Annotated in this window: 22 protein-coding genes; 5 read left to right on the forward strand and 17 right to left on the reverse strand. The window is 69.0% G+C overall.

The features are described 5' to 3' along the window. Window positions 1-171 precede the first annotated feature (171 nt). Window positions 172-2,121: a GAF domain-containing protein gene (locus tag VFR64_12220; GenBank protein HET9490505.1), complete on the forward strand. Its 1,950-nt coding sequence runs from the start codon at window positions 172-174 to the stop codon at window positions 2,119-2,121. After that, complete coding sequence (locus tag VFR64_12225; GenBank protein HET9490506.1) at window positions 2,121-4,430, forward strand: response regulator; 2,310 nt, start codon at window positions 2,121-2,123, stop codon at window positions 4,428-4,430. Before VFR64_12220 ends, VFR64_12225 begins: the two co-directional genes overlap by 1 nt. A 23-nt stretch (window positions 4,431-4,453) precedes the next feature. On the opposite strand, the gene VFR64_12230 is transcribed toward VFR64_12225, so the two are convergent. After that, window positions 4,454-4,930: a hypothetical protein gene (locus tag VFR64_12230; protein ID HET9490507.1), complete on the reverse strand. Its 477-nt coding sequence runs from the start codon at window positions 4,928-4,930 to the stop codon at window positions 4,454-4,456. Between the two features lie 146 nt (window positions 4,931-5,076). On the opposite strand from VFR64_12230, the gene VFR64_12235 reads away from it, so the two are divergent. Next, window positions 5,077-5,292 (forward strand): CsbD family protein, encoded by a 216-nt coding sequence (locus VFR64_12235; GenBank protein HET9490508.1) that lies wholly within the window; start codon window positions 5,077-5,079, stop codon window positions 5,290-5,292. A gap of 612 nt (window positions 5,293-5,904) precedes the next feature. Here the strand turns inward: VFR64_12235 and VFR64_12240 are convergent. The 4 genes from VFR64_12240 to VFR64_12255 form a co-directional block, all read right to left on the reverse strand. After that, window positions 5,905-7,050, reverse strand: coding sequence for a thiolase family protein (locus tag VFR64_12240; GenBank protein HET9490509.1), 1,146 nt, complete (start codon window positions 7,048-7,050; stop codon window positions 5,905-5,907). Between the two features lie 69 nt (window positions 7,051-7,119). Further along, window positions 7,120-7,959, reverse strand: coding sequence for a DMT family transporter (locus VFR64_12245; protein HET9490510.1), 840 nt, complete (start codon window positions 7,957-7,959; stop codon window positions 7,120-7,122). 57 nt (window positions 7,960-8,016) lie between these two features. Beyond that, window positions 8,017-8,919, reverse strand: a complete 903-nt coding sequence (locus VFR64_12250) for a TIGR00269 family protein (GenBank protein HET9490511.1) — start codon at window positions 8,917-8,919, stop codon at window positions 8,017-8,019. Beyond that, window positions 8,916-9,113, reverse strand: a complete 198-nt coding sequence (locus VFR64_12255; protein ID HET9490512.1) for a MoaD/ThiS family protein — start codon at window positions 9,111-9,113, stop codon at window positions 8,916-8,918. The genes VFR64_12250 and VFR64_12255 overlap by 4 nt, the downstream gene beginning before the upstream one ends. 48 nt (window positions 9,114-9,161) lie before the next feature. Here VFR64_12255 and VFR64_12260 point away from each other — a divergent pair, with 48 nt between their 5' ends. After that, entirely contained in the window at window positions 9,162-9,719 is a 558-nt protein-coding gene (locus VFR64_12260; protein ID HET9490513.1) for an NUDIX hydrolase, read from the forward strand. Window positions 9,720-9,730: 11 nt separating this feature from the next. Here the strand turns inward: VFR64_12260 and VFR64_12265 are convergent, their stop codons facing one another. The 3 genes from VFR64_12265 to VFR64_12275 all read right to left on the reverse strand — a co-directional run bounded on the left by VFR64_12265 (window position 9,731) and on the right by VFR64_12275 (window position 13,341). Continuing rightward, a complete protein-coding gene (locus VFR64_12265; protein HET9490514.1) occupies window positions 9,731-10,024 on the reverse strand; it encodes a DUF6335 family protein in 294 nt (97 codons plus the stop codon). Between the two features lie 469 nt (window positions 10,025-10,493). After that, on the reverse strand, window positions 10,494-11,789 hold the full coding sequence (locus tag VFR64_12270; protein ID HET9490515.1) for a phenylacetate--CoA ligase family protein: 1,296 nt from the start codon (window positions 11,787-11,789) through the stop codon (window positions 10,494-10,496). A 1-nt stretch (window position 11,790) separates the two neighbouring features. After that, window positions 11,791-13,341, reverse strand: coding sequence for a benzoate-CoA ligase family protein (locus VFR64_12275; protein ID HET9490516.1), 1,551 nt, complete (start codon window positions 13,339-13,341; stop codon window positions 11,791-11,793). A 74-nt stretch (window positions 13,342-13,415) separates the two neighbouring features. Here VFR64_12275 and VFR64_12280 point away from each other — a divergent pair, with 74 nt between their 5' ends. Then, window positions 13,416-13,814 carry a hypothetical protein gene (locus VFR64_12280; GenBank protein ID HET9490517.1) on the forward strand — a complete coding sequence of 133 codons (399 nt, stop codon included), beginning with the start codon at window positions 13,416-13,418 and terminating at the stop codon, window positions 13,812-13,814. A 30-nt stretch (window positions 13,815-13,844) separates the two neighbouring features. On the opposite strand, the gene VFR64_12285 is transcribed toward VFR64_12280, so the two are convergent. From VFR64_12285 to VFR64_12325, 9 genes are all read right to left on the reverse strand, one after another. Further along, window positions 13,845-14,309 (reverse strand): RidA family protein, encoded by a 465-nt coding sequence (locus tag VFR64_12285; protein HET9490518.1) that lies wholly within the window; start codon window positions 14,307-14,309, stop codon window positions 13,845-13,847. A gap of 29 nt (window positions 14,310-14,338) precedes the next feature. Then, window positions 14,339-14,740, reverse strand: a complete 402-nt coding sequence (locus tag VFR64_12290) for a hypothetical protein (GenBank protein HET9490519.1) — start codon at window positions 14,738-14,740, stop codon at window positions 14,339-14,341. Window positions 14,741-14,841: 101 nt separating this feature from the next. After that, complete coding sequence (locus VFR64_12295) at window positions 14,842-15,075, reverse strand: hypothetical protein (GenBank protein ID HET9490520.1); 234 nt, start codon at window positions 15,073-15,075, stop codon at window positions 14,842-14,844. A 356-nt stretch (window positions 15,076-15,431) separates the two neighbouring features. Beyond that, entirely contained in the window at window positions 15,432-16,877 is a 1,446-nt protein-coding gene (gene boxB / locus VFR64_12300; protein HET9490521.1) for a benzoyl-CoA 2,3-epoxidase subunit BoxB, read from the reverse strand. Beyond that, complete coding sequence (boxC, locus tag VFR64_12305) at window positions 16,877-18,547, reverse strand: 2,3-epoxybenzoyl-CoA dihydrolase (GenBank protein ID HET9490522.1); 1,671 nt, start codon at window positions 18,545-18,547, stop codon at window positions 16,877-16,879. Before boxC ends, boxB begins: the two co-directional genes overlap by 1 nt. 6 nt (window positions 18,548-18,553) lie before the next feature. After that, on the reverse strand, window positions 18,554-19,102 hold the full coding sequence (locus VFR64_12310; GenBank protein HET9490523.1) for an XRE family transcriptional regulator: 549 nt from the start codon (window positions 19,100-19,102) through the stop codon (window positions 18,554-18,556). Beyond that, a complete protein-coding gene (locus tag VFR64_12315; protein HET9490524.1) occupies window positions 19,099-20,115 on the reverse strand; it encodes a xanthine dehydrogenase family protein subunit M in 1,017 nt (338 codons plus the stop codon). Before VFR64_12315 ends, VFR64_12310 begins: the two co-directional genes overlap by 4 nt. A 142-nt stretch (window positions 20,116-20,257) precedes the next feature. Then, window positions 20,258-22,855 (reverse strand): molybdopterin cofactor-binding domain-containing protein, encoded by a 2,598-nt coding sequence (locus tag VFR64_12320; GenBank protein ID HET9490525.1) that lies wholly within the window; start codon window positions 22,853-22,855, stop codon window positions 20,258-20,260. Further along, the gene (locus tag VFR64_12325) at window positions 22,852-23,391 is read right to left on the reverse strand and encodes a (2Fe-2S)-binding protein (protein ID HET9490526.1); all 540 of its coding nucleotides are present in this window, start codon (window positions 23,389-23,391) and stop codon (window positions 22,852-22,854) included. The genes VFR64_12320 and VFR64_12325 overlap by 4 nt, the downstream gene beginning before the upstream one ends. Window positions 23,392-23,410 lie beyond the last annotated feature (19 nt).

A 23,410-nucleotide genomic window follows, 5' to 3' on the forward strand; every position in this document is an offset into this window, starting at 1 on the left:
CGGCTCCGGCCTCGGTCTCACCATCTCCGCCGGCATCGCCGCGGCGCATCGTGCTAAGCTGCTAGCCTCCAACCGTCCCGGGGGCGGGGCGCTCTTTACGGTTGAGTTCCCGCTCGCCACCCAGGGTGGTCTGGCGAGCGAGGCTCGCGATCCGGGGATGAACGCTCGCGCATGAAGACGGTCCTGATCATTACGGGTGATGCGTCGCTGCTGGGGCGTCTGCAGCGGGCATTCGGGAACTGCACGACGTTCGTAGCTCGGAGCGACGCGGAGGCACTGAAGACCCTCCGGTCGGTGGAGGTCGAGGTTGTGCTCCGGGACACCCGGGGCCCGGCTAAAAACTTACCAGCCTTTGTCGCGCGAGCGAAAGAGCTCAGCCCGTCGGCACTGGTAGTGGCAGTGGGCGCCGGCGAGGAGGAAGCCGAGGCGGCCGACTTCACGATTCCGGCGGCCTTCACCCAGCGCGACCTGGAGGCCGCCCTGCGCCGGCTCGGCGACAAGCAACGCCTCCTGCGGGAGCTCGCCGTGCTGAAGACGCTGGCCCCGTTGGTCCCCGCCTCGCCCCAGCCACCACCGGAGGCCGCCCCCTCCACGCCCCCGGCGCTCCAGCATGTCCTCAAAGAGTTCAGCCGGGTTCTAGCCGCCGGGTTCGATCTGCCCCGCGTCCTCGACATGTTCCTCGAGGCGCTCGGCGAACTGCTGCGGCCGACCCGCTGCGCCGTGCTGATGCCCGACGGCGCCGAGATGTACCGGGTGCGGGCGCACCGGGGGCTGTCCCCGCAGGTTGCCGAGGCGGTGAAGATGTCGGCCTCTCACGGGCTGCCCCGCTGGCTGACCGTGCAGGCCCGCCCGGCGCGCCTCCAGGAGCTCTCGGATCCTGTCCTCATCGCCGAGCTCAAGCTGTTGGGTGGGGTGGTGGCGGTCCCGCTGCTAGCCCAGGGTGAGCTGGTTGCCATCCTGGTCGTGGGCCAACCGGTAGTCGGCGCCCCCTATGGTCGGCACGAGACAGAGATCCTCTTCGACCTGGCCACCCAGCTGGCCACGGCCATTCGGGACATCGATCTTCACCACCAGCTGCGCCAGGAGAAGGATTTCAGAGAGCGGATCCTCGCCCACATGTCGAGCGGGGTCATCACCATCGGCCGGGACGAGAAGGTGGGACTCATCAACCATCGCGCCGAGGAGATTCTCGGGCTCCAGGCGGCCGAGGTCATCGACCAGGATCTGCGCGCGCTGCCTTCCCCGCTGGGGGACCTGCTCTACGAGACGCTGACCCAAGGCCGCGCCCTGCCCAAGAGCGAGATCCAGCTAGCCCTGCGTCAACTCTGGCTGGAGGTCTCGACCTATCCGATCCACGGCGACGAGCCGGCCCCCCTGGCCGCGGTGCTGGTCTTCGAGGACCGCACCACGCAGAAGGAGCTGGCCGCCCAGAAGCGCCAGGCCGAGGAGTTCCAGCTCCTGGGCCGGACGATCGCGCGCATCGCCGACGAGATCAAGAATCCGCTGGTCTCGATCAACACGTTCGTCGAGCTGGTGGAGGAGCGCTACGACGATCCCGACTTCCGCAAGCTCTTCTCCTCGGTGGTCCGGCGCGACGTCCGCCGGCTCGTGCAGGTTTTTGAAAAACTTGCGGGGCTGGTCAGTGAAGGTGAGTTAAACTTCACAACGGTGGACGCGAACGCCGTCGTCGACGAAGTCGTGACGGCGGTCGAGGTCGACGACGGGGTGGGCAAGCGTCTCCAGCTTGACGTCAACCGCGACCGCTCTGCCCAGCTCATCCGAGTCGACACGGTCCAGTTCCGGAAAGCCCTTTCCTACCTGGTCTGGTACCTGACCCACAGCTCGCCGGGCGAGGACGCCAAAGTCTCGATTTCGGTGGGACGCCACGGCAGCCCCCAGGGCCCCGACGAAGTGCGCATCCTCGTCGGCTCGCGCACGGCCACGGTGATGGCCGACAGGCTGGAGCGCATCTTCGATCCCGTGCACATGGTGCAGGAGAACCTCATCGAGCTGGGGCCCGCGGTCAGCCAGCGCCTGATCGAGGCCCTCGGCGGTCGCCTCCTGGTCCGCCAGGGCCGGCACGAGCTGACCTTTCAGGTGACGCTCCCGCCCGCAGCCTGATGGCGAACGTCGCGGCGCCTCCCCTGCCCCGCCCGCGGGTCCTCATCGTCGACGACGAGATCGGTCCCCGGGAGTCGCTCCGGATGCTCCTCAAGCTCGCTTATGAGATCAAGACGGCGGACGGCGCCAACGCCGCCCTCCGGGAGATCGGCGAGTTCCGCCCGGATCTCGTCATCATGGACATCAAGATGCCCGAAATGGATGGCCTGGAGGTGCTGCGCCGCATCAAGCGCCAGGACCCGTCCATCGAGGTCATCATGATCACCGCGTACGCCTCGCTGGAGACGGTCAAGCTGGCGCTGAGCCACGGTGCCTTCGAGTACCTGATCAAGCCGTTTTCCCGGCAGGACCTGGACGACGTCGTCCGACGCGCCCTGCAGCGCCGGCAGGCCGATCTCGGGCAGCGCAATCAGGTGGCCCACCTGGTCGGGGAGATGCGCAGCCTGGCCGCCAAGACCCGGGAGCTGGAGGAAGCGGCGCGCCGGGAGGCGGCCGAGCAGTCGCTACGGGTCACCCAGCTTTCCATCCTCCGGGAGATGGCCCGCACCATCGTGGGCCAGCTCGTGCCATCCGAGATGACGTTGGCCGTGACCGACCAGCTCCGCCGGGCGCTCGGGTACGACGCCGTCGCCATCATTCCGGAGAGCGAGGCTCCGCCGTCGAGCGAGCTGCCGGCGCTGGTGACCTGCCCCATCCGCGATGCCGAGGGCCCGCTCGGGTACCTCGTCGTCGACAACCGGGCCTCCGGCCGGGCCATCGATCCCCGGGAACGCGAGCTGCTGGAGATGCTCTCCGAGTATCTGGCCATCGCCGTGCGCAACTCGCGGCTCTACACGGAGATCGCCACCACCAAGCGCTCCCTGGAAGATCTCATCGCCTCCGCCGGCGATGCCATCATCGCCGTGACCCGCGATGATCGGATCGAAGGCTGGAATCCCACCGCCGAGCGCATCTTCGTCCGGCCAGTGGCCGAGGCGCTGGGACGGCCGATCACCGACTTCCTGCCCTCCGGGCCCTACGCCGAAGCCAAGCGGCGGCTGGCCGAGGGCAGCCACGCGCATACCTTCGAGGTCACCTCGTCACCGGCGGGGAGGCCGCAAACCCTGGTGGTGACGCTGTCGGCCCTCGGCGGCGGTCAGGGCGAGTTCGAAGGGCTGATCGCCATCGTCCACGACATCACCATGCAGCGAGAAGTGGAGGGGCAGCTGCAGCAGTCCGAGAAGCTGAGCGCGCTCGGTCAGCTGGCCGGCGGCATCGCCCACGACTTCAACAACCTGCTGCAAGCGATCCTGGGCTACACCCAGCTCATGAAGCAGAACCTCTCGGACGAGAACCTGGTGTCCCGGTCGCTGAAGATCCTGGAGTCGGCGGCCCTGGACGGCTCGGAGACGGTGCGGAGGATCCAGCAGTTCGCCCGCCTGAGACCCGACGAGCAGTTCGTGGTGCTCGACGTCAACCAGATCGTGCACGACGCGGTGGCCATCATTCGGCCACGCTGGGAAGAGAAGACGGCCCATGAGAACCGTCCGCTCGACCTCCGCCTGGAGCTGGGGACAGTGCCGGCCGCCAATGGACGGCCGGCCGCGCTCACCGAGATGTGCACCAACCTCCTGCTCAACGCCATCGACGCCATGCCGAACGGCGGCCGGTTGACCGTGACCACCCGAACCGACAAGCGGGGCTGGGTGGTCCTCACCGTCGCCGACACCGGCATCGGCATGTCGGAGACCGTGCGCCGCCGGATCTTCGAGCCGTTCTTCTCCACGAAGGGGGAGGCCGGCTCCGGACTGGGCCTGGCCATGGTCTACTCGATCGTCAAGCGTCACGGCGGCGAGATCCGGGTCGACAGTGAGCCGGGGAAGGGCACCACGTTCACCATCACGCTGCCGGCGGCGACCGAGGCGCTGTCCGAGCAACGGGCTCCGGACCAGGAGGGCCCGCGCCGCCTGGCCCGCGTCCTCATGGTCGACGACGATCCCCAGGTCCTGTCCACCCTCGCCGAGCTCCTGAGCACGCTCGGCCACACGATCACGCAGGCCAAGAGCGGGCCCGTCGCTCTGGAGCTCTATACGCCAGGACGTTTCGACGTGGTACTGAGCAATGTCGGCATGGCGGGCATGAACGGCTGGGAGTTCGCCGGACGGCTGCGCGAGGTGGACGCCTCGGTGCCGATCCTGTTCATTACCGGCTGGGGCCTCCGCGAGGACGATCACGCGCGGCTGGTGGCGATGAAAATCCACCGGTGCCTGTTCAAACCCGTCCGCCCTGCCGAGCTCGACGCCGCGATCCAGGCCGCGCTTCCCGCCTGACCTCGGTCCGGCGCTCGTGAAGCTCACGCCGCCGAAACGGCGGCCGCACTGACCTCCAGCCGATCGTCCACCCGATAGAACGACCGCCGCCGTCGTAGCTCCCGCTCGACGACGTCGATGACGGCATCGCGCTGCGCGCTGGTCGACACCGCCCCGGTAACCTCGAGAACGACCGGCGACCCGCCGGACGTCGGCACGCGCGCCGCGAGGGTCACCGGCAGATGCCCGACGTCGCGGCGCAGGGCGCTGGAGATCACGGTCTCCAGCCGTCTCGCCTCCTCCTCGCGCCGGGGGCCGACATCGAACAGGGCGAGAGCCACGCCGACCACGAGCACGCCCATGAGCACGACCAGCCCCGCCACCAGGCCGAGCGCCACGACGCCGCCCGGCGATTGAGCGGAGGCCGCCGGGATGCCGCGGACCGCGCCCCACAGAAAGCGCGCGGCAAGCAGGACCGCGACCACGGCTGCGGCGATCCCGAACGTGCGGACCACCCTCATGCTCGGGGCAAGAGCGTGCAAGCACCATGCCTTCGACTGAGGGCCCGGATGGGCGCGATCTCTCACCGGTATCCGCCTTGCAACAACATTTCCCGTACGAACTCCCCAGGAAACCAACGACGGGATTGTGAAAGGAGCTTCCATCAATGAATCGCGACACGCTGAAGGGTCAGTGGACACAGCTCAAGGGCAAGATGCGCCAGCAGTGGGGCAAGCTGACCGACGATGAGATCGATCAGATGCAAGGCAATGCCGAAATGCTGATCGGCAAGCTCCAGGAGCGGTACGGGTACGAGCGTGAGCAGGCCGAGCAGGAAGTGGATCGCTGGCTCAGCAGCCAGGAGCAGCGCCGGGCGTCCTGACGTCGGCAGACGCCGCTGCGAGCCCCGCAACGGGCTCGCAGCGGCACGTCACGCATTCGGTCGCCGGCTCAACTCGACCGCGCCCGTGGGCCCCCAGTAGAAATCCGACTTTCCCCGTCCGACCAGCCGGTCCGCCTCCACACGGGTCAAGTTCAGCTGTTGCAGGCCGTGGGACGTCTGGGTCTGCACGAGAAGGGTCACGGCGCTACCGGTAGAACCGAGCCAGCCTCGGGCGCTGGTCGTAACTTGGTTGCCGCCGATGGTGGACGTCATTATCCCGACAATACCCGGGACCCGCTGATCCAGCGGGAGGGGACCGAGATACACTCCGCCGGCGGGGCCCAGTGCGGTCTGCTCGGTCACGACGAGCGTGAGCGGGGTCCCCGCCCAGGTCCCCGACCAGGTGCCCCGAAAGTCCGGCGGTGGCGGAGCCATTGCCGGCCGGGGAGCCTGCCCCAACTCACTCGCGCAGCCGGCGAGCAGCAGGGCAAGAGCGACGACGAGGTGCGTCACGCCCGCTTCATGGGCCGCCCGCAACAGATCTTCTGGACAGGGGCGACCTTGAAGCACTTGGGGCAGCGGAATCCGGCCATGTGCAGGTTCCTTTCCCTTCTACAGGCGCTCGATGATGGTGGCGATGCCCTGGCCGAAGCCGATGCACATGGTCTGCAACCCGTATCGCCCGTCCGTCCGCTCCAGCTGGTGCAGGAGCGTCGTCATCAGCTTGGCCCCCGAGCACCCCAGCGGATGGCCGAGCGCGATGGCCCCGCCGTTCATGTTCACCCGGTTCATGTCAGCGTCGAGCTCGCGCTGCCAGGCCAGGACCACCGAGGCAAACGCCTCGTTGATCTCGATCGCCGCCATGTCGTTCAGCCGGAGCCCGGCCCGAGCGAGCACGCGCCGGGTAGCCGGGATGGGCCCCGTGAGCATGAGGGTCGGATCCACACCGGCCAGGGCGGTGGCGACCACACGGGCGCGCGGCCGGATGCCCAGCGCCCTGGCTCGCTCCGTCGACATGAGCATGAGGGCGGCGGCGCCGTCGGAGATCTGGGAGGAGTTGCCGGCAGTGATCACGCCGTCTGGCTTGAACGCGGGCTGAAGCTGGGTCATCCTCGCGCGATCCACTGGCACGCGCACGCCCTCGTCGGTGTCGAAGATGGAGCCGTCGGGCAGCGTGAGCGGCATGATCTCCCGCCGGAACCGGCCCTCGGCGATCGCCCGCCCGGCCCGCTCGTGACTCTGCGCCGAAAACTCGTCGAGCTCGCGCCGGCTGAGTCCCCATTTCTCGGCGATCAGCTCGGCCGAGAGGCCCTGCGGAATGATCTGGTAGCGCTCCTGAAGTCGCGGCGACAGCGGGCCTTCGCCCGGCCCCATGGCGTTGGCTCCCATCGGCACTCGGGTCATGTGCTCGATGCCGCCGGCGATCACGCAATCGTACTGCCCGGCCATCACGCCCATGGCGGCAAAGTTGGCGGCCTGCTGGCCGGAGCCGCACATGCGGTCGAGGGTGGTGCCGCAGACGTCGAGCGGCAGGCCGGCGATGAGCGCGGCGTTGCGGGCGATGTTCATGCCCTGCTCGCCGAGTTGGTCCACGCATCCCAGGATCACATCCTCGATCTCGGTCGGCTCGATCCCGACCCGCCGGACCAGCTCGCCGAGCACGAGGGCGGCGAGGTCGTCCGGTCGCACGGGCGACAGCCTGCCGTTGCGCTTGCCGACGGCGGTGCGGACGGCGCCGACGATCACTGCATCTCTCATGAGCTCCTCCCGCGCCACTGAACGACGATTCATCTTATCACGCAGCTCGGGGCGCCTCGGACCGTGGGCTCATCCCGCGCGAGCCACGACGACGATCGCCGCCAGCACGCAAACCCCGCCCAGCAGATGCGAGGCCTCGATGGGTTCGCCGAGGACCAGATAGGAGAGCGTCACCGCGCTCACCGGCAGCACGCCGGTGAACACGGCTGCGGCGCTCGCTGGTACCCGGGCCACCCCTCGGGCCCACAGGAGGAAGGCGAGCACCGTCACCACGACACCGTAGTACCCGATGGCGAGCCACTGGCCGGGCGCGAGGTCGACGAGGCTGACGTGACGCAGGTCGTAGAGGGCAAAGGGCAAGAACATCAGCAGGCCCAGGATGCTGATGCCGGCGGCCACGACCAGCGGAGGCAGCCGCTGGGACAGCACCCGGCTGCAGATGACGAAGAGCCCCTCACCGACGACGGCGCCGAAGACCAACAGGTTACCGAGGACAGGGTGGGCGCCCCGCCCCGCGGTAGACGCCGCGAGGTTGATGGTCAGCAGACCGAGCACCGCCAGCCCGATGCCCAGCGCGCGCGGCCGCGTCCACGGCTCCCGCAGCAGAGCCACCGCCAGCGCCGCCGTCACGGCCGGCGTCGTGCTGGTCACGATGCCGCTTTCCGCGGCGCTGGTGAGGGTGAGGCCATACAGCAGCAGCGTGTTGAACAGGAAGATCCCCGTGAAGGCCTGCAACACCAGCACCTTCACATCGCGCTCGCCGAGTCTCGGCCAGCCCCGCTCGGTGATGAGCACCAGGGGCAGCAGGATCACCGAGGCGAGAGCGAAGCGGAGGCCGCCGATGAGGAACACCGGCAGCGTGGCCACCATCAGCTTGCCCACGACGACTGAGCTGCCCACGATGGCCATGGCGGCCGTGAGCTCGAGGTAGGGGCGCAGTGGGCGGTCCCGGGAGCGTCGCTGACGCTAGGTGGCGCGCTTGACCTGGTCGCTCAGCTTGCAGAACGCGCACACGGTGCCGGTGGTCACCTGCCCGCAGCGCGTGCACTCCCGCAGGTCCACCGCCTCCGCGCGTTCGAACGCGGCGCGCGCCTTGTCCAGAAAGCCGAACAGGAAATTGTGCTTGGCCCCCGGCGACGCGTCTTCCATCCGATTGAGGATGTCCTTGTGGAGGATCGAGGTGGCCCCCCTGGCGAAAGGACATTCCTCGACGATGTAGTCGATCCGCCGCAGGAAGGCGTAGGCGGCCGTCTCCCGCTCCGACAGCCTGTAGAGCGGCTTCACCCGGCGCACCAGCTTGGGGTGGGTCGAGGGCAACGCGGGCGACTGGCGGGGCAGGGCCTCCATCTGCCAGTGCAGGACCGAGCCGAGCAGCGTGGCGGCCTCGTCGTCCAGGTTGTGACCGGTGGCCACTACCGGAAAGTCGTGCTCGAGGGCCACCCGGTTCATCAGGTAGCGCTTGCTCAACCCGCAGCCCGAGCAGGGCGGCCGGCGGGTCACCTCCTGGATGGTGGGAACGGGGGCGCCGACCTCGTCGGCGACGCGGCTGATCAGAAGCGGCACGCCACGCCCGGCGGCGAAGCGCTCGCAGCGCACGCGTGACTCCACCGAGTAGTCGAAGATGCCGAGGTCGAGATAGAGACCGCTCGCCTGATAGCCGTCCTCGAGCAGGACGTCCCAGAGCGCCAGGGAGTCCTTGCCCCCGGATACGGCCACCAGCACGCGCTCCTCGCGGGTGAACATGCGGTGGCGGCGGATGGCCTCACGGACCTGGTTGCGGAAGAACTCGAGGTAGTCGGGCGCGCAGAAGGCGGCGTTGTGCCGCCGCAGCTCCAGGACCGCAGCACCGCCGCACTTGCGACACTTCATCGTCCGCCGGACATGACGGGGCGCAGCTCGATCGTGTCGTGGTCGTCCACGACCTGGTCGTGGGTGATCAGGCTGTCGCCGCGGATCACCAGCACAGATTCCGGGATGACAGCCAGGTCCCGCAAGATGTCCTTGACGCGGCGGCCACCGGGCACCTCGACCTCGCGCCGTGGGTTCCGGAGCACGACCTTCATGCCCGCCCGAGTATACTCTCGACCTGTGCTAGAGTGGCGCCCCCAAATATGCCCGACGGATCGTCGCTGGCCCGCACCCCCTGGAAAACCCTGAGCAGCCGTCGAGTCTACGAGAACCGCTGGATCGCGGTGCGCGAAGACCTGGCCCAGATGCCCGACGGCCGCACCACCCCGTACGGGGTCGTCGAATGCCGGCCTTGTGTCGGCGTGTTGCCCTTGCTGGACCGCTCGACGGTCCTGCTGGTGGGGCAGTACCGGTACGTGGCCCGCGGCTTCCTCTGGGAGATGCCGACCGGGGCGATGCATCCGGGGGAGCTCGAGGAGGCGGCCGCCCAGCGTGAGTTGCGCGAGGAGACGGGCTACGAGGCCGCCAGTCTGGTCAAGCTCTGCCACTTCGATACATCGAAGAGCGTGGTCGACGAGACCGCACATCTCTACCTCGGCGAGGGCCTGCGCCCGGCCCTCCGCGAGCCCGACCCCACCGAGTTCATCGAGCTGGGCGTGTTCGGCTTCGATGAGGTGCTGCGGATGGTGGAGCGCAGCGAGATCCGGGACGCCATGACCGTAATCGCCGTGCTGCACGCGGCCCGGCGGCTCGGGCGCTGACGGGCGGCGCGTCAGCGCCCGGGGATGTCCTCGTCGTCCCAGCGGTTGCGGTCGCGCGACTCCAGAATCTCGCCGGACGTGCGGAACTCCTCATCCGGACTGCGGCGCAGACCCAACGCCTCACCGATCTCGTCCACGCGGTCCTGATCGGGCGTCGCCACCGTGCCGCCTGCCGATTCCTCCCCGACGCTCGCCGCCCGACGCCAGTCGGCATCGACGTCGCCCGCCGTCAGCTCCGGGCTGGTCTCGGTGTAATCGGCCAGCTCTTGCGCCGCGCGCCGTTCCTCGTCGCTGCGGATCAGCATCGCCTCTCGCGGGGGCGGACCTTGGAGCGCGTCCTGGGACCTCGTCTTTCCGCTCCGCTTGCCACGCCTGACCGGTCTCTTCCTCCGGGCCATACGCCAGCGAGGCAAGCGAATCACGTGCCAGCGACCTCGCGCTGACGCTTGCAATCTGCTTCCGCGGTGTCCCCGCTGGTGATCGAGATCGGCACCGCGACCGGATGGTCGGCGCTCGCCATGGTCCTCGAGCGTCCGGCCCGGACCGAGGTCCTCCATCACGAAGACCCGCGCGTCGGCATCGCCCCCGAGGAAGCGCGGCGCAATGGGGGGCTCGAAACTCCGCTCGGTGAGGAAGGCCAGCGCGGCCCATTCGTCGAACCCCAGCTCGGGATCGCTCTTGAACCGCTCGACGATCACGGAAGCAGGCAGGGAACCCGGACTCCGGTGGCGGCGCCCAGCACCACCTGGGCGCGCTCGATCGGCTCGGGAAGGGTCAGGCGGAGGCCGACGGCTGCGGTTTCCTCACCAGGCGGCGGGCCTTGAGCTCGTGGCGCGGCAGCGTACGGGGCGCGACGGCGCACACGTCCAGGCGCAACCCGATCTCGGCGCGGAACGCCTCCTGGACGGCGCGGGTCAGCGTGGCGTCCGCGGCCTCGATGACCACCCGCACCTCGTCGAGCTCGCCGGCACGGAACACCTCGATCTGGAACTCCTCCACGTCCCGGAACCGGCGCACGATGGCCTCGATGGCCGAGGGAAACACGTTCACGCCGCGGACGATCAGCATGTCGTCCAGTCGCCCCAGAATGCCGCTTTCCAGCCGGAGGAACGTGCGACCGCAGCCGCAGGAGCTCTCGGCGAGACGGACGCGATCTCCCGATCGATAACGGATCGCCGGGGAGCCGAGCCGGCCCAGATTGGTCAGGATCAGCTCGCCCTCTCGAGCCGGCCGCCCCGTCTCCGGGTCGATCACCTCGGCGATGAACTCGGTCTCGTTGACGTGCAGGCCGGCCTGGGCGGCGCACTCGTATCCGTAGGCCCCCATCTCAGTCATCCCGGCGTGATCGAAGGCCCGGGCCCCCCAGCCTTGCTCGATCCGGACCCGCACCGGAGGAATACTCGCGCCGGGCTCGCCGGCGTGGACGGTGGTGCGCACGGCCAGCTTGCGCGCGTCCAGGCCGCGCTCGCGCGCCACCTCGAGCAGGTGCAGCGCATAGGACGGGGTGCAGACCAGCGCGGTGACGCCGAGCCGGTCCATCGACGAGAGCCTGGCCGCCGAGTCCTGGCCACCCCCGGGGACGGCCAGCGCGCCGATGGCGCGCGCACCCTCGAATCCGGCCCAGAAGCCGATGAACAGACCGAACGAGAAGGGGAAGAAGACCCGGTCGGTGGCCGTGAGCCCGGCGCCCCGCAGGACGAAGCCCCAGCACCGGATCCACCAGTCCCAGGACTCCTGGGTGTCGAGCCAGCGGATGGGCGAGCCGGAGGTGCCCGACGTCTGGTGGACGCGGACATAGCGCTCGGGCGGACAGGTCAGATTGGTCCCGAACGGCGGGTGCGCCGCTTGATCCTCGATCAGCTCGGCCTTGGTCGTCAGGGGCAGGCGGGCGAAGTCGTCCCACGATCGCAGGTCGTCGGCGGCGGCCAGGCCGGCATCGGCCCACTTGCGCTTGACGAACCGGTTGTCGCTCTCCGCCCCCAGCAGCGTGGCAACCATGGCGCGCAGCTTCCGCCACTGCAGCTCCCGGAGCCGGTCGCGAGCCAGCGTCTCCAGGCCGGCATCGAACATCTCAGCTCCGCAGCTTGAAGCGCTGGATCTTGCCCGTCGCCGTCTTGGGCAGCTCGCTCACGAACTCGATCCAGCGGGGATACTTGTAGGCCGCGATCTTGTCCTTCACGAAGGACTTGATCTCCTCGGCCAGCGCCGCCGACGCCTGGGCCGGCTCCTTGAGCACGACGAAGGCCTGGGGCTTGACGAGTCGGTCGCTGTCTTCCCTGCCGACCACGGCGGCCTCCAGGACGGCGGCGTGCTTGATGAGGGTCGCCTCGACCTCGACCGGCGAGACCCAGATGCCCCCCACTTTGAGCATGTCGTCGGCGCGCCCGGCGTACCAGAAGTAGCCGTCACGGTCCTGAGAGTATTTGTCGCCGGTCTGGATCCAGGACCCGAAGAGCGTCTCCTTGGTCTTGTCGTGCTTGTTCCAGTAGTACGCCATGGTGGAGTCGCCCTTGACCCGAAGGTTGCCGATCTCCCCCGGCGGCACCGGCCGGCTCTCGTCGTCGACGATGATGGCCTCATAGCCGGGCACCACCTGGCCCGACGAGCCCGGCCGCGCCGCGCCCGGCCGGTTCGACAGGAAGATGTGCAGGATCTCGGTGGTGCCGATCCCGTCGATGATCTCGACGCCGAACCGCTCCCGCCAGCGATGGTAGATCTCCTCGGGCAGCGCCTCACCCGCCGACACGCAGAGGCGGAGGGACGAGAGGTCGAACCGTTTGTCGGCCTCCTTGGTGGCCAGCATCGCGGCGTAGAGAGTCGGCACGCCGAAGAAGATCGTCGGACGGTGGCGAGTCAGGATGTCGAAGACGGCTTCCGGAGTCGGCCGGTGGGGAAAGAGCACGCTCTGGGCGCCGACACCCATGGGAAAGTAACCGGCGTTGCCCAGGCCGTAGGCGAAGAAGAGCTTGGCGGCCGAGAATACCCGGTCCGTGGGGCGGATGCCCAGGACCTGTCGGGCGTACGTGTCCAGGCAGACCCACATGTCGTGATGCAGGTGCACGGTACCCTTGGGAAACCCGGTCGACCCCGAGGAGTAGAGCCAGAACGCGCTCTCGTCGCGGGACGTCACCGCGGCGTCGAGATCGGACGCGGCCCGGGCCACCTCCTCTTCGTAACTCAGGTACGGGCCGGGAGGGCCTCCGGCGACCAGCACGTGCTTGACGTGACGGGCGCGCCCCAGCACGGGGCCGAGCTCGGCCATGAGCGGCGCCGAGACGACCACGGCCTTGGCGCGACTATCCTCGAGGAGGTACAGGTAGTCGGGCCCCCGTAGGAGCGTGTTCACGGGGATCGGAATCGCACCGATCTTGATCGCGCCCCAGAACGCGCCGAGAAATTCCGGCGCGTCGAGGCACAGCACGAGAACCCGCTCTTCCCTCGCCACGCCCCGGGCCTTGAGGACGTTCCCGGTGCGGTTGGTCACGTCGAGGACGTCCGCGTACGTCAGCACGCGGTCCTCGCAGATGAAGGCGACCTGGCCGCCCCGTCCCTCGCTCACGTTGCGGTCTACGAAATACGTCGCGACGTTGAAGTGCTCGGGAAGCCGCTCGGATGCGTTCATCCGGACTCCTTGTCAACTTTACCAGCGCTGCATGGCATCCCGGTTGCTCGACTCCTCAGGCAGGAGGAACGCGTATGAAAACCCTCGTCATTTCAGCGATCTCCACGCTCCTCGGCCTGGGTCTGGTGGCCGGCGCGGAGGCGCAGGCCACAGGTCAGCCCGGCTCGGGCACGGCGCTCGAACGTCCGGCGCCCCCGCCGGGCGACCGGCCCTCGACAGCGCCAGGCGCGTCGACCGATCGGCCCGACGTCAACGTCGATGCCAGGACGGGATCCGGGAACGGGGCCCGTTCCGAAGACGGCGGCGCCGCGCTGCCGCGGCAAACCTCGCGCGAGACGCCGGGGCTCTTCGGCCTCAGCCCCACTACGGCGGCCCTGCTGGCCGCCGCGCTGTTCATCATCGTCGTGCTGGCCGTCGTGTCCATGACCCGCGGCCGGTCCGATACGCGAGTCGACCTGGACCGTAGACTCTAACCCGGCCGAGGCGATGGCCGGCGCCCTCGCTCAGCGGCGAGCCCGGCGCCGTTTGGACGTGGCCTTGATTTTGCGGCCACGGGCGGCGGTCCGGGCCGGCCGCACGGCCATCGCCTCGATCTCCACCAGCAGTTCCGGACGCACCAATCGGCTGATGATCAGTAGCGTGTTGGGCGGGTACGTCTTGTCCGGGAAGTATTCCGGAAAGACCTCGGCCCGGGCCTTCATGAAATCGGCGATGTCCTCGGCGCGAGTCAGGAACGTCTGCAGGCGAACGATGTCGCGCATCGTGGCGCCGGCCGCTTCGACCACGGCCCGGACATTCTCCAGCGCCTGCTTGGTTTGCGCGATGACATCTCCGGCCGCCGCCTGGCCGCCCGGGGGGAGGCCGACCTGACCGGCCACCAACACGAGCTCACCGGATGGCACCACCATCCCGTGGGAGTACATCCCGAGCGGCGCTCCAAGGCTCTTCGGCACGATGGGTTTGGGCATGGCTCAGTCTCCCCGCGCTCCGGGATCGATCACGGCCGGCATTGTACTCTCGGCCTGCGCACGAAGGCGAAGCGGTAGTCTCGCCCCCACACGCCATCGAACCCCTCCAGGCCCAGCTCCCGGCGGGCGGCGTTGCTCCAGAGACACAGGACGTCCCGACGGCCGAAGAACCCGAACCAGGGATCGTGGAGAAACACCACCGGGCGCCGCCGCTGCACATCGGGATGCTCGACGCCGAAGTACAGCGCGTCCTCGTACACGGGGCGCTCGAGGCCGAGCCCGCTCGCGGCCGCGATGGCGGTCTCCGAGGTCACGTCGGCCGTGAATTCCACCAGGACGATCTCGCGTCGGCCGATGTTCCCGAAATGCCGCGCGGGAAAGTTCTCGGACGTCACGCACGAGTGGGCATAGCCATAGTCGCCGGCGGCCACCAGCTCTTCGGTCGAGCGGCCGTCCCCGGTCGTGATCCAGTACGTCTCCGTGACCCGCGCTCCGCCATCGAGGTTCAGCCGGGACTCAGCCTCCTGACGCCTCAGCGGAGCCGCATGGGCGATGCTCCACCGGTCAGCGCGAGGATACCCCAGAACACCAGAGCCAGGCCGACGCAGAAGTAGAGCGCGAGAAAGAAACGGAAGGCCAGCGGATTGTCGTCGCGGTTCGGCCGATAGGGACGAAAGTAGGCGGTGCGCGCGGGCAGCACGCCGGAGACGCAGCCTCGTCGCGCGACGACGAGCAGGACCACGCCCGCCACCAGCAGAAAGAGCACGCTGAGTGCGCGTTCCCTCAGTTGCGCGCGTGCGCGAATCGCCGTGCAATTTTCAGAGCCGCCATGAAGGCCAGACTGATGGTCCCGTACATCAGCACTTCGAACGGCCACAGGTTATGCGACGTCGGGTCGTGGGCCGTCTCGACCACGATCCTCAAGGACCACGAAGCCCATCAAGGCCGCCGGGACCGCGGCCGCCATCCGCCAGCCCTGGCGCCACTTCCACAGCGCTGCTCACGCCGGCAAGCCACGCAACGAAGAGGCGAGGACGATGCGCTTGCTCATACGTGTACTCTGCTACGAGCCGCCAAGAGAAGTCCGCCGGTCGGCGGCCGCGTCCCAGGCGCGGCCGGGGCTCAGGGCCGGGTGTCGGCGCCGGCGACCTTCCGTAGCCTGACGTACTCGAAATCGAGGGGTTGGCCGTTGATGCCGCGGGGCGGCGGGGCGATCCAGCCGGCGAACCGGCCCGGCTCGGTGACCGGCACCATCAGGCTGCTCACGTAAGCCTGGTCGCGCTCGGTGGGCAGCCACGCGGCCTTCCTGGCGTTCCATTCGGCCTCGGTGATGACGCGTCCGTCCGGCGAGATCCGGGCCTCGGCGAACGAGCCGATGGCCCGGTGAAACCCCTTGTGCGGCAACCGGAGCTCGAGGTCGATCCCGTGCTTCCTGATGATGGCGTTCCAGCGGTCCACGCCCCGCTGACAATCCGCGATGTAGTCGTCGCGCAGGCGCTCGTTGACGGTGACCAGCGCCGGCAGGTCCTTGGTGACGATCCGGTCGCCTTCCAGCACCGTGACCGGGTAGGTGGCGTCCGTGAGCGTGTGGTCGTCGTCCTTCTTGGGCTCGTCGAACCGTCCCTTGAGGCCCATGGTGTAGTAGGTGGCCGCGTTGGTGGAGACCTCGGAGCCGAACAGGTCGAGGGAGACCGAGTAGTGGAAGTTGATGTACCGCTGAATCGTCGGCAGGTCGATCCCGCCGTGGATGCGGACGTCGTCGCTGCGGTGCTGGCGCATGAGCTCGCAGGCCCGCTGCACGATGCGGCCCACCCCGGTCTCGCCCACGAACATGTGATGGGCCTCCTCGGTGAGCATGAAGCGGCACGTGCGCGACAGCGGATCGAAGCCCGACTCCTGGAGGCTGGCCAGCTGGTACTTGCCGTCACGATCGGTGAAGAACGCGAACATGAAGAAGCTGAGCCAGTCGGGCGTGGCCTCGTTGAAGGCGCCCAGGATGCGCGGCTTGTCGCGGTCGCCAGACCGCCGCTGCAGCAGCGCCTCGGCCTCCTCGCGGCCGTCCCGCCCGAAGTAGGCGTGGAGCAGATAGACCATGGCCCAGAGGTGCCGTCCTTCCTCCACGTTGACCTGGAAGATGTTGCGTAAATCGTAGAGCGAGGGACAGGTGCGCCCGAGGGCCCGCTGTTGCTCGACCGAGGCCGGCTCGGTGTCGCCCTGCGTGACGATCAGCCGCCGCAGCGTGCCTCGATGCTCCCCGGGCACCTCCGCCCAGGCCGGCTGCCCCTTGTGGTCACCGAAGCCGATCCGGCGATCCGCCTCCGGCTCGGCCAGAAAGATGCCCCAGCGATACTCGGGCATGCGCACCCAGTCGAAGACCGCCCAGCCCTGAGCATCCACGCTGACTGCGGTGCGGAGATATACCTCGCTGGCCTGGAAACCGGTCGGCCCCATTTCCATCCACCAGTCGAGAAACCGCGGCTGCCACTCCTCCAGGGCGCGGAGCAGGCGACGGTCGTCCTTGAGGCTCACGTTGTTGGGGATCCGCTCCAGATAATCGGCCCCGCTCATCACACTCTCCTCCGATCGAATTCAGCCCGCTGTCCCGTGCCATACACCTGGAGCGCGCCCTTGGGGCCCACCGCGTTCGGACGCTGGAAGGTCCAGTTTTGCCAGGCGCTCAGGCGCCCGAAGATCTTGCTCTCGACGGTCTCCGGCCCGGCAAAGCGCAACGACGCTTCCATGCCGGTGAGCGCGTCGGGCGAGAAGGCGGCGCGCTCCTCGATGGCGAGCCGGATTTCGTCGTCCCAGTCGATATCGTCCGGGGTGAACGTCACCAGCCCCGCCCCGGCAGCGGCGTCGGCCTCCAGATCCTGGCCAATACGCCCCTTGAAGTCGTCCACCCATCCCGGCTCGCCGAGAAAGCGCTGGGCCAGCCGGCTCAGCCCGTTGCCCATGGGGTAGGCCCCGAAGTTCATGGTGGTGAGCCGCACCGTCGCCGGCGGCCGGTCGTCACCCTCGCGCCGGCCGGCCAGCATGTAAACGCGGTCGGCGGCCAGGGCCAGCTCGAGCAGCGTCCCCGCGAAGCCCGACCCCGGCTCGATGAGGGCGAAGACCGAGCGCGAGGACACGTCGATCCGCTTGAAGACCCGCTTGAGGTACAGCCGAATCTCCCGGATCAACCAGTGGGCGGCGTGGTCGGCGAGCAGGCGGTCGTAGGCTTCCACCAGGTCGGCCCGCCCCGTGGTGCGGAACACCCAGAGCCCGACGGCCTCCTCGTTGGCGCGCAAGTGCAGGATCAAGTCGTCGAGCTCGCGAGCCACGGCCAGCGGCCAGAAGGCCACGCCCCGGGTCTGCACGCCGGCCGGGTCGGACGGCGGTTCCTCGGACGGGCCGGCGACGGTGATCTCGGCCACACCCCGGGAACGGTCGAGCGCGCAGACCACGGTGGCGTAGCGGATGCCGTCGTCCTCGACCCTCCGCGACACCGGGGTCAGCGCGATCCCCGGCGTGTGGGCCGGCCGATCGGTGCGGGCGGCGAGCTCGGACGCGCGCTGGCCCACCGTTGCCTCCAGCCGCGAGCGCGGGACCAGCTCGTCCACCAGGCCCCATTCGACGGCCCGCCGACCCTTGACGCCCTCTTCCAGAGTGCAGAACACGTCGGCGCGGTCCCGCCTAACCCGCCGCTTGTCCACCAGCCGGGTGAGGCCCCCCGTGCCGGGCAGCACGGCCAGCAGCGGGACTTCGGGCAGGGCCACGGAGGTGTTGCCGTCGTCGGCCATGACGATGCGCTCGCAGGCCAGGGCCAGCTCGTAGCCGCCGCCGGCGCAGGGGCCGTTGACGGCGCACACGTAGACCTGCCGCGACTCTGCGCTGGCCTCCTCCATGGCGTTGCGCGTCTCGTTCGTGAACTTGCAGAAGTTCACCTTGAAGCCGTGCGAGGACTGCCCGAGCATGCGAATGTTGGCCCCCGCGCAGAACACGCGCTCCTTGCCGGAGGTCAGGATCACGGCACCGACTTCGGGGTGCTCGAAACGCAGCCGCTGGATGGCGTCGTAGAGCTCGATATCGACCCCGAGGTCGTACGAGTTGAGCTTCAGCTCGTAGCCGGGCCGCAGCCCGCCGTCCTCCCTGACGTCCATCGTCAGCGTGGCCACGCGGCCGTCGATCCTGAGCCTCCAGTGCCGGTAGCGGGCGGGATCGACGCGAAAATCGACCGGCGGATGCGTGGTGTCAGCCATGACGTCCTATCCGAGGATGACCCAGAGCGCGGACGCTTTCCGGGTTCCGAGGTTCTCCCAGCCGTGCGGCAGCCCGCCGTCGAGCAGCGCGCTGTCGCCAGCGTCCAGGATGTGACGCTCGCCGTTGTAGTGCAAGGCGACCTTTCCGTCCAGGACGTAGAGCAGCTTCAGCTGGCCGGGCTTGATGACGACCTTGTCGGTGGCCACGCCGCGGGATTTCCCGGGCAGCGTGGAGATGACCCCGCGGATCTTGCCCTGGAAGAGGCCGGCGCCCAGGACCGTCCAGCGCTCGCTGGAGCCATCGAAGGAGACCACCGGGCAGTCCTTCCGGCGGGTGACCACCACGCTGCCCGGCGGCTGCCCGTCGAAGAGCGCGCCCACGGCGACGCCGAGCGCGTCGGCGAGCCGGCGCAGCGTGTTGAGCGAAGGCGTGAGACGGCCCGACTCGATCTGGGACACCATGCTGGGCGTCATCTCGGCATTCTCGGCCAGCTGGCGCTGCTGCAGCCCGCGGTCCCGGCGCAACGCTCGAACCCGCTCGCCCAGGGTGGTCACACAACCTCCTCGTGGGCTGCGTGATCGCCGTCGAGCCCGGCCAGCCGGCAGAGAGCACGGCTCACGAACACGCGGGTCATTCTCTTGCGGTAGTAGTGCGCGTAGTCGGTATTGTCGAGCGGGCGGGCCGGTCCCGCCGCCAGATCCGCGGCGCGGGCGATGACGTCCGGCTCCAGCCGTTCACCCACCAGGGTGGCGCCGGCGGCCCCGGCTTCGCGGGGTGTCGACGCGACGGCCCCCAGCACGATGCGGGCGTCGCGCACGACGTCAGCCTCCAGGCGCAGGGCGACGGCCACGCCCAGGACGGGAAAATCGAACGAGCCGCGCCGGCGCAGCTTGAGATACACCGAGCGCCAGCCGTCGGCGGGCGGCAGGTGGATCTCCGCTAGCACTTCGTCGGGGCGTTTGGCCAGGTAATCGATGCCGTCGTCGCGGTAGAGCTCACTCATTCGGATCGTGCGCTCCCCACCGGCTCCGACCAGGCGCACCGACGCCCCCAGGCTCCAGAGGACGGGCGCCGTGTCCGAGGAGGACACGGCCCAGCACCGCGGGCTGCTCGGCGCCACCAGGCAGATATCCCCGTCCTTCTTCATGCAGAAGCCGATGGCCTTCCGCCAGGCGTGGCTCTGGTTGTAGTAATTGCAGCGCGTGTCGACGCAGACGTTGCCACCGATCGTTCCCGCGTTTCTCAGCTGGGGGGAGGAGACGAGGCCGGCCGCCGTGGCCAGCGCCGCGTAGTGGCGGGCGATCTCGGGGTGGCGTGAGACGGTGGTCAGCGTGGTGGTCGAGCCCAGGCGCAGCCCGGCCCGGGCGTTCCCCGCCACCCCCTGCAGCTCGCCGATCCCGCCGAGCGCGACCAGCACCCGCGGCTCGAACTGACGCCGCTTCATGTTGGGATAGAGGTCGGTTCCGCCGGCGACGAGCATCGCCTGCGCCCCGTGCTCGGCCATCTGGCGGGCCGCATCCTCCACCCGGCGCGGCGCCAGGTACGTGAACGGCGGCAAGCGGATCATGGTAGCGGGGTCGGCGAGCTCGGCTCGCTCCGTGGGTGCGCTGCTCTGGGTACGATGCGGCTGCGTGTTCTTCCCCGATTGAATGAGCTGGGGTCGCGATTCATTGAATGCGGGCCCAGATTCATTGAAATCGCGCGGCCGCTCATTGGTCTCGCTCGTCCGCGAAGGGTCTCTGGGCGATGGCGTCGGCTGGTTGACCGAAGGCGGATTCCACGACGATCGGCTCCTTGAAGGTGAAGCGCGGGAGGCGTTCCGGCCCGATCCGGGGCGTCCGCCCCTTCCGCTTGAGCTCGAGACCCTTGAGGATTTTCTCGGGGTCGATGGGGATCTCGTCGACCCGAATCCCGATCGCGTCGTACACGGCGTTGGCGATGGCGGGAATCACGGGGAGCAGCGGGCCCTGCCCGGCCTCCTTGGCCCCGAACGGGCCTTCCGGATCGTCGGTCTCCACCAGGAGGGTGTGGATCTCAGGCGTCTCCCGTGTGGTCGGGCTCTTGTACTCCAGCATCGAGGGCTGCTTGTGCAGGCCCTTGCGAAAGACCTGGGCCTCCATGAGCGCCTCGCCGATACCCATGTACACCGAGCCTTCCACCTGCCCTTCCACCAGCAGCGGGTTGATGGCGCGCCCGACGTCATGGGCGATCCACACGTCGTGCAGGTCGATCTCGCCGGTCTCCTCGTCCACCGTGAGCTCGACCACGCACGCCGAGTACGAGTAACAGGGCGACGGGCCGACCCCGCCCCCTTTGTACTTGCCGGCGCGCCGGGGCGGCGCATAGGAGCCGGGAAAGGCCAGCACCCCGTGCACCGCCTCCGCGAGCTCGACGGCCCTGGCGAAGGGCATCGCCTTGTCCCAGTCGTCGGGCACACCGACCTTCCGTTCGCGGAAAGCCAGGGTGTCTGCGGTGACCCCGAGCTTCGTGGCCACCGCGTCGGCCATGACCCGCTTCAGTCGCTCAGCGGCCTGGATCGCCGCCATGCCGCACATCAGGGTCACCCGCGAGGAGTAGGAGCCGAGGTCGACGGGCGTCAGCGCGGTGTCGGCCGGGTGGACGTGAACGTCTTTCGGCTCCAGACCGAGGATCTCGGCCGGCAGGTAGGCCAGGATCGAGTCCGAGCCCTGGCCGATGTCGGTGGCCCCGCACAGGATGGCGACGGCGCCGCTCCGGTCGGCCCGGAGGACGACGCCCGAGTGGGGCATGCTGTTCCAGTAGATCGCCGTCCCGGCCCCCGTCATGTACGCCGAGCACGCGATGCCGATGCCGCGTCTTCGAGCGCCGGCAGTGCCGATGCTGGACTTATTGTTGGAGGGGGCAAGCGCGGCCCCCTTCAAACCTCCCCGCTCGCGTGAGGTGCCACCACCCTTCCAGCCGCGCGATTCCGGATTGGAGGGGGCAAGCGCGGCCCCCTCCAAACCTCCCCGCTCGCGCGAGGTGCCACCATCCTTCCAGCCGCGCCACTTGCTACTCCAGGCCGAGGCGTCGGTGACTTTGTCGATGCACTCTCTGAGGCCGATGGTGGTGATCGTCAGGTGGTTGGCGGTCTTGGTGAAGGGATCGGCGACGATGCGGCGGCGCATGTCGGCCGGGTCGAGCCCGAGCTGCTCGGCGGCCTTGTCGAGCTGGCATTCCAGCGCGAAGCGCGGCTGCGGGGTGCCGTGCCCACGCTTGGGACCGCAGGGGGGCTTGTTGGTGAAGATCCGCGCCCCCTCGAACTTGTAGACGGGGATCTTGTAGCTCACGGGGTTGACGACGCCCGTGTAGAAGATCGAGGCCACGCCGTAGGACCCGTACGCCCCCCCGTCCAGCCAGGTCTTGAGGTGGCAGCCCGTGATGTCGCCGGCCCTCGTGAACCCGGTCTTCATCCACATGAGCACCGGATGCCGGCCGCGATGGACGTAGAAGACTTCCTCACGGGTCAGCGTGATCTTCACGGGGCGGCCGGTGAGCTGGGCCAGCTTGCAGGCGGCGATCTCGTGGGCGAAGGGATCGAGCTTACCGCCGAAGCCGCCGCCCACGGGCGTGGCGATCACCCGGATGTGCGCGGCCGGGACGTCCAGGATCGTGGCCAGCAGCCGGTGCACGTAGTGCGGCGTCTGGGTCGACGACCACAGCGTGAGCTTGCCGTCGGCGCCCCATTGCGCCACCGCCGCGTGCTGCTCCATCGGCAGGTGGGTGTTTCCCTCGTAGAAGAAGACGTCCTCGCGGACCAGATCGGCTCGGGCCAGCGCCGCGTCCACGTCGCCGAACTGCAGGGCCACCACCTTGTGGACGTTGGGTCCGTCGCCGTACTCGTGAATGCGCACCTCGGGGCGGGCCAGGGAGTCCTCGATCGACATCAGGGCGGGCAGCGGGTCGTAGTCCACCTCGATGAGCTCACAGGCGCGCTCGGCAGCCTCCTCGTCGACGGCGGCCACGGCGGCCACCGCGTCGCCCACCATGCGAACCTTGTCGCGGCAGAGCGCCTCCTCGTCCTGGGACACGGGCAGGATCCCGAACTTCACCGGGGGCAGATCCTGCCCGGTGATCACCGCGTAGACACCGGGGGCGGCCCGCGCCCGCGCCGTGTCGATGCGCCGGATGCGGGCATGGGGGTGGGGGCTACGCAGCAGCTTGGCGTACGCCATCCGGGGCAAGCTCAGGTCGTCCGCGTACCTGGTGTCGCCGGTGACCTTGGCCCAGGCGTCGACCTTGGGAAGCGGCCGGCCGATCACGCTGAAGTCGTGCTTGGCCTCGCTCACCGTCGCGCCTCGGTGCGAAGAGCGGCCAGCTCCACGGCCTCGAGGATCTTGGTGTAGCCGGTGCACCGGCAGAGGTTGCCGGCCAGCGCCTCCTTGATCTGCTGGCGCGTGGGGGTGGGCACCTCCGCGAGTAGCGCCTGCGCGGTGAGCAGGATGCCCGGCGTACAGTAGCCGCACTGGGCCGCCCCCAGCTCCGCGAAGGCCTCCTGCAGGGGATGGAGCACGCCGCCGCGAGCCATTCCCTCCACCGTGGTGATGGCTCGACCCTCCAGCTCCACCGGCAAGGCCAGGCACGACAGCACCGGCACTCCGTCGACGAGCACCGTGCAGGTGCCGCACTCGCCCAGCTCGCAGCCGTGCTTGGTGCCCGTCAGCCCCACGTCTTCGCGGAGCACCTCGAGGAGAGTCTTGTGGACGGGCACCAGGACTTCGCGCGTTTCGCCATTGACGGTGAGCTCCAGACGGCTCTTGGGGAGGCGCGGGGCCGAGTCTGATTCACTTCGGCTTAACACGACTTCAAAAATACTGAACTGCACGGTCCCCGTCAAGGGGCCC

Source organism: Candidatus Methylomirabilota bacterium (assembly GCA_035709005.1).
Classification (GTDB): Bacteria; Methylomirabilota; Methylomirabilia; order Rokubacteriales; family CSP1-6; genus 40CM-4-69-5.

Coding starts and splice junctions, on each gene's coding strand:
- VFR64_12220 (HET9490505.1), top strand. CDS start 172: ATGAAGACGGTCCTGATCATTACGGGTGATGCGTCGCTGCTGGGGCGT.
- VFR64_12225 (HET9490506.1), top strand. CDS start 2,121: ATGGCGAACGTCGCGGCGCCTCCCCTGCCCCGCCCGCGGGTCCTCATC.
- VFR64_12230 (HET9490507.1), bottom strand. CDS start 4,930: ATGAGGGTGGTCCGCACGTTCGGGATCGCCGCAGCCGTGGTCGCGGTC.
- VFR64_12235 (HET9490508.1), top strand. CDS start 5,077: ATGAATCGCGACACGCTGAAGGGTCAGTGGACACAGCTCAAGGGCAAG.
- VFR64_12240 (HET9490509.1), bottom strand. CDS start 7,050: ATGAGAGATGCAGTGATCGTCGGCGCCGTCCGCACCGCCGTCGGCAAG.
- VFR64_12245 (HET9490510.1), bottom strand. CDS start 7,959: ATGGCCATCGTGGGCAGCTCAGTCGTCGTGGGCAAGCTGATGGTGGCC.
- VFR64_12250 (HET9490511.1), bottom strand. CDS start 8,919: ATGAAGTGTCGCAAGTGCGGCGGTGCTGCGGTCCTGGAGCTGCGGCGG.
- VFR64_12255 (HET9490512.1), bottom strand. CDS start 9,113: ATGAAGGTCGTGCTCCGGAACCCACGGCGCGAGGTCGAGGTGCCCGGT.
- VFR64_12260 (HET9490513.1), top strand. CDS start 9,162: ATGCCCGACGGATCGTCGCTGGCCCGCACCCCCTGGAAAACCCTGAGC.
- VFR64_12265 (HET9490514.1), bottom strand. CDS start 10,024: ATGCTGATCCGCAGCGACGAGGAACGGCGCGCGGCGCAAGAGCTGGCC.
- VFR64_12270 (HET9490515.1), bottom strand. CDS start 11,789: ATGTTCGATGCCGGCCTGGAGACGCTGGCTCGCGACCGGCTCCGGGAG.
- VFR64_12275 (HET9490516.1), bottom strand. CDS start 13,341: ATGAACGCATCCGAGCGGCTTCCCGAGCACTTCAACGTCGCGACGTAT.
- VFR64_12280 (HET9490517.1), top strand. CDS start 13,416: ATGAAAACCCTCGTCATTTCAGCGATCTCCACGCTCCTCGGCCTGGGT.
- VFR64_12285 (HET9490518.1), bottom strand. CDS start 14,309: ATGCCCAAACCCATCGTGCCGAAGAGCCTTGGAGCGCCGCTCGGGATG.
- boxB (HET9490521.1), bottom strand. CDS start 16,877: ATGAGCGGGGCCGATTATCTGGAGCGGATCCCCAACAACGTGAGCCTC.
- boxC (HET9490522.1), bottom strand. CDS start 18,547: ATGGCTGACACCACGCATCCGCCGGTCGATTTTCGCGTCGATCCCGCC.
- VFR64_12315 (HET9490524.1), bottom strand. CDS start 20,115: ATGATCCGCTTGCCGCCGTTCACGTACCTGGCGCCGCGCCGGGTGGAG.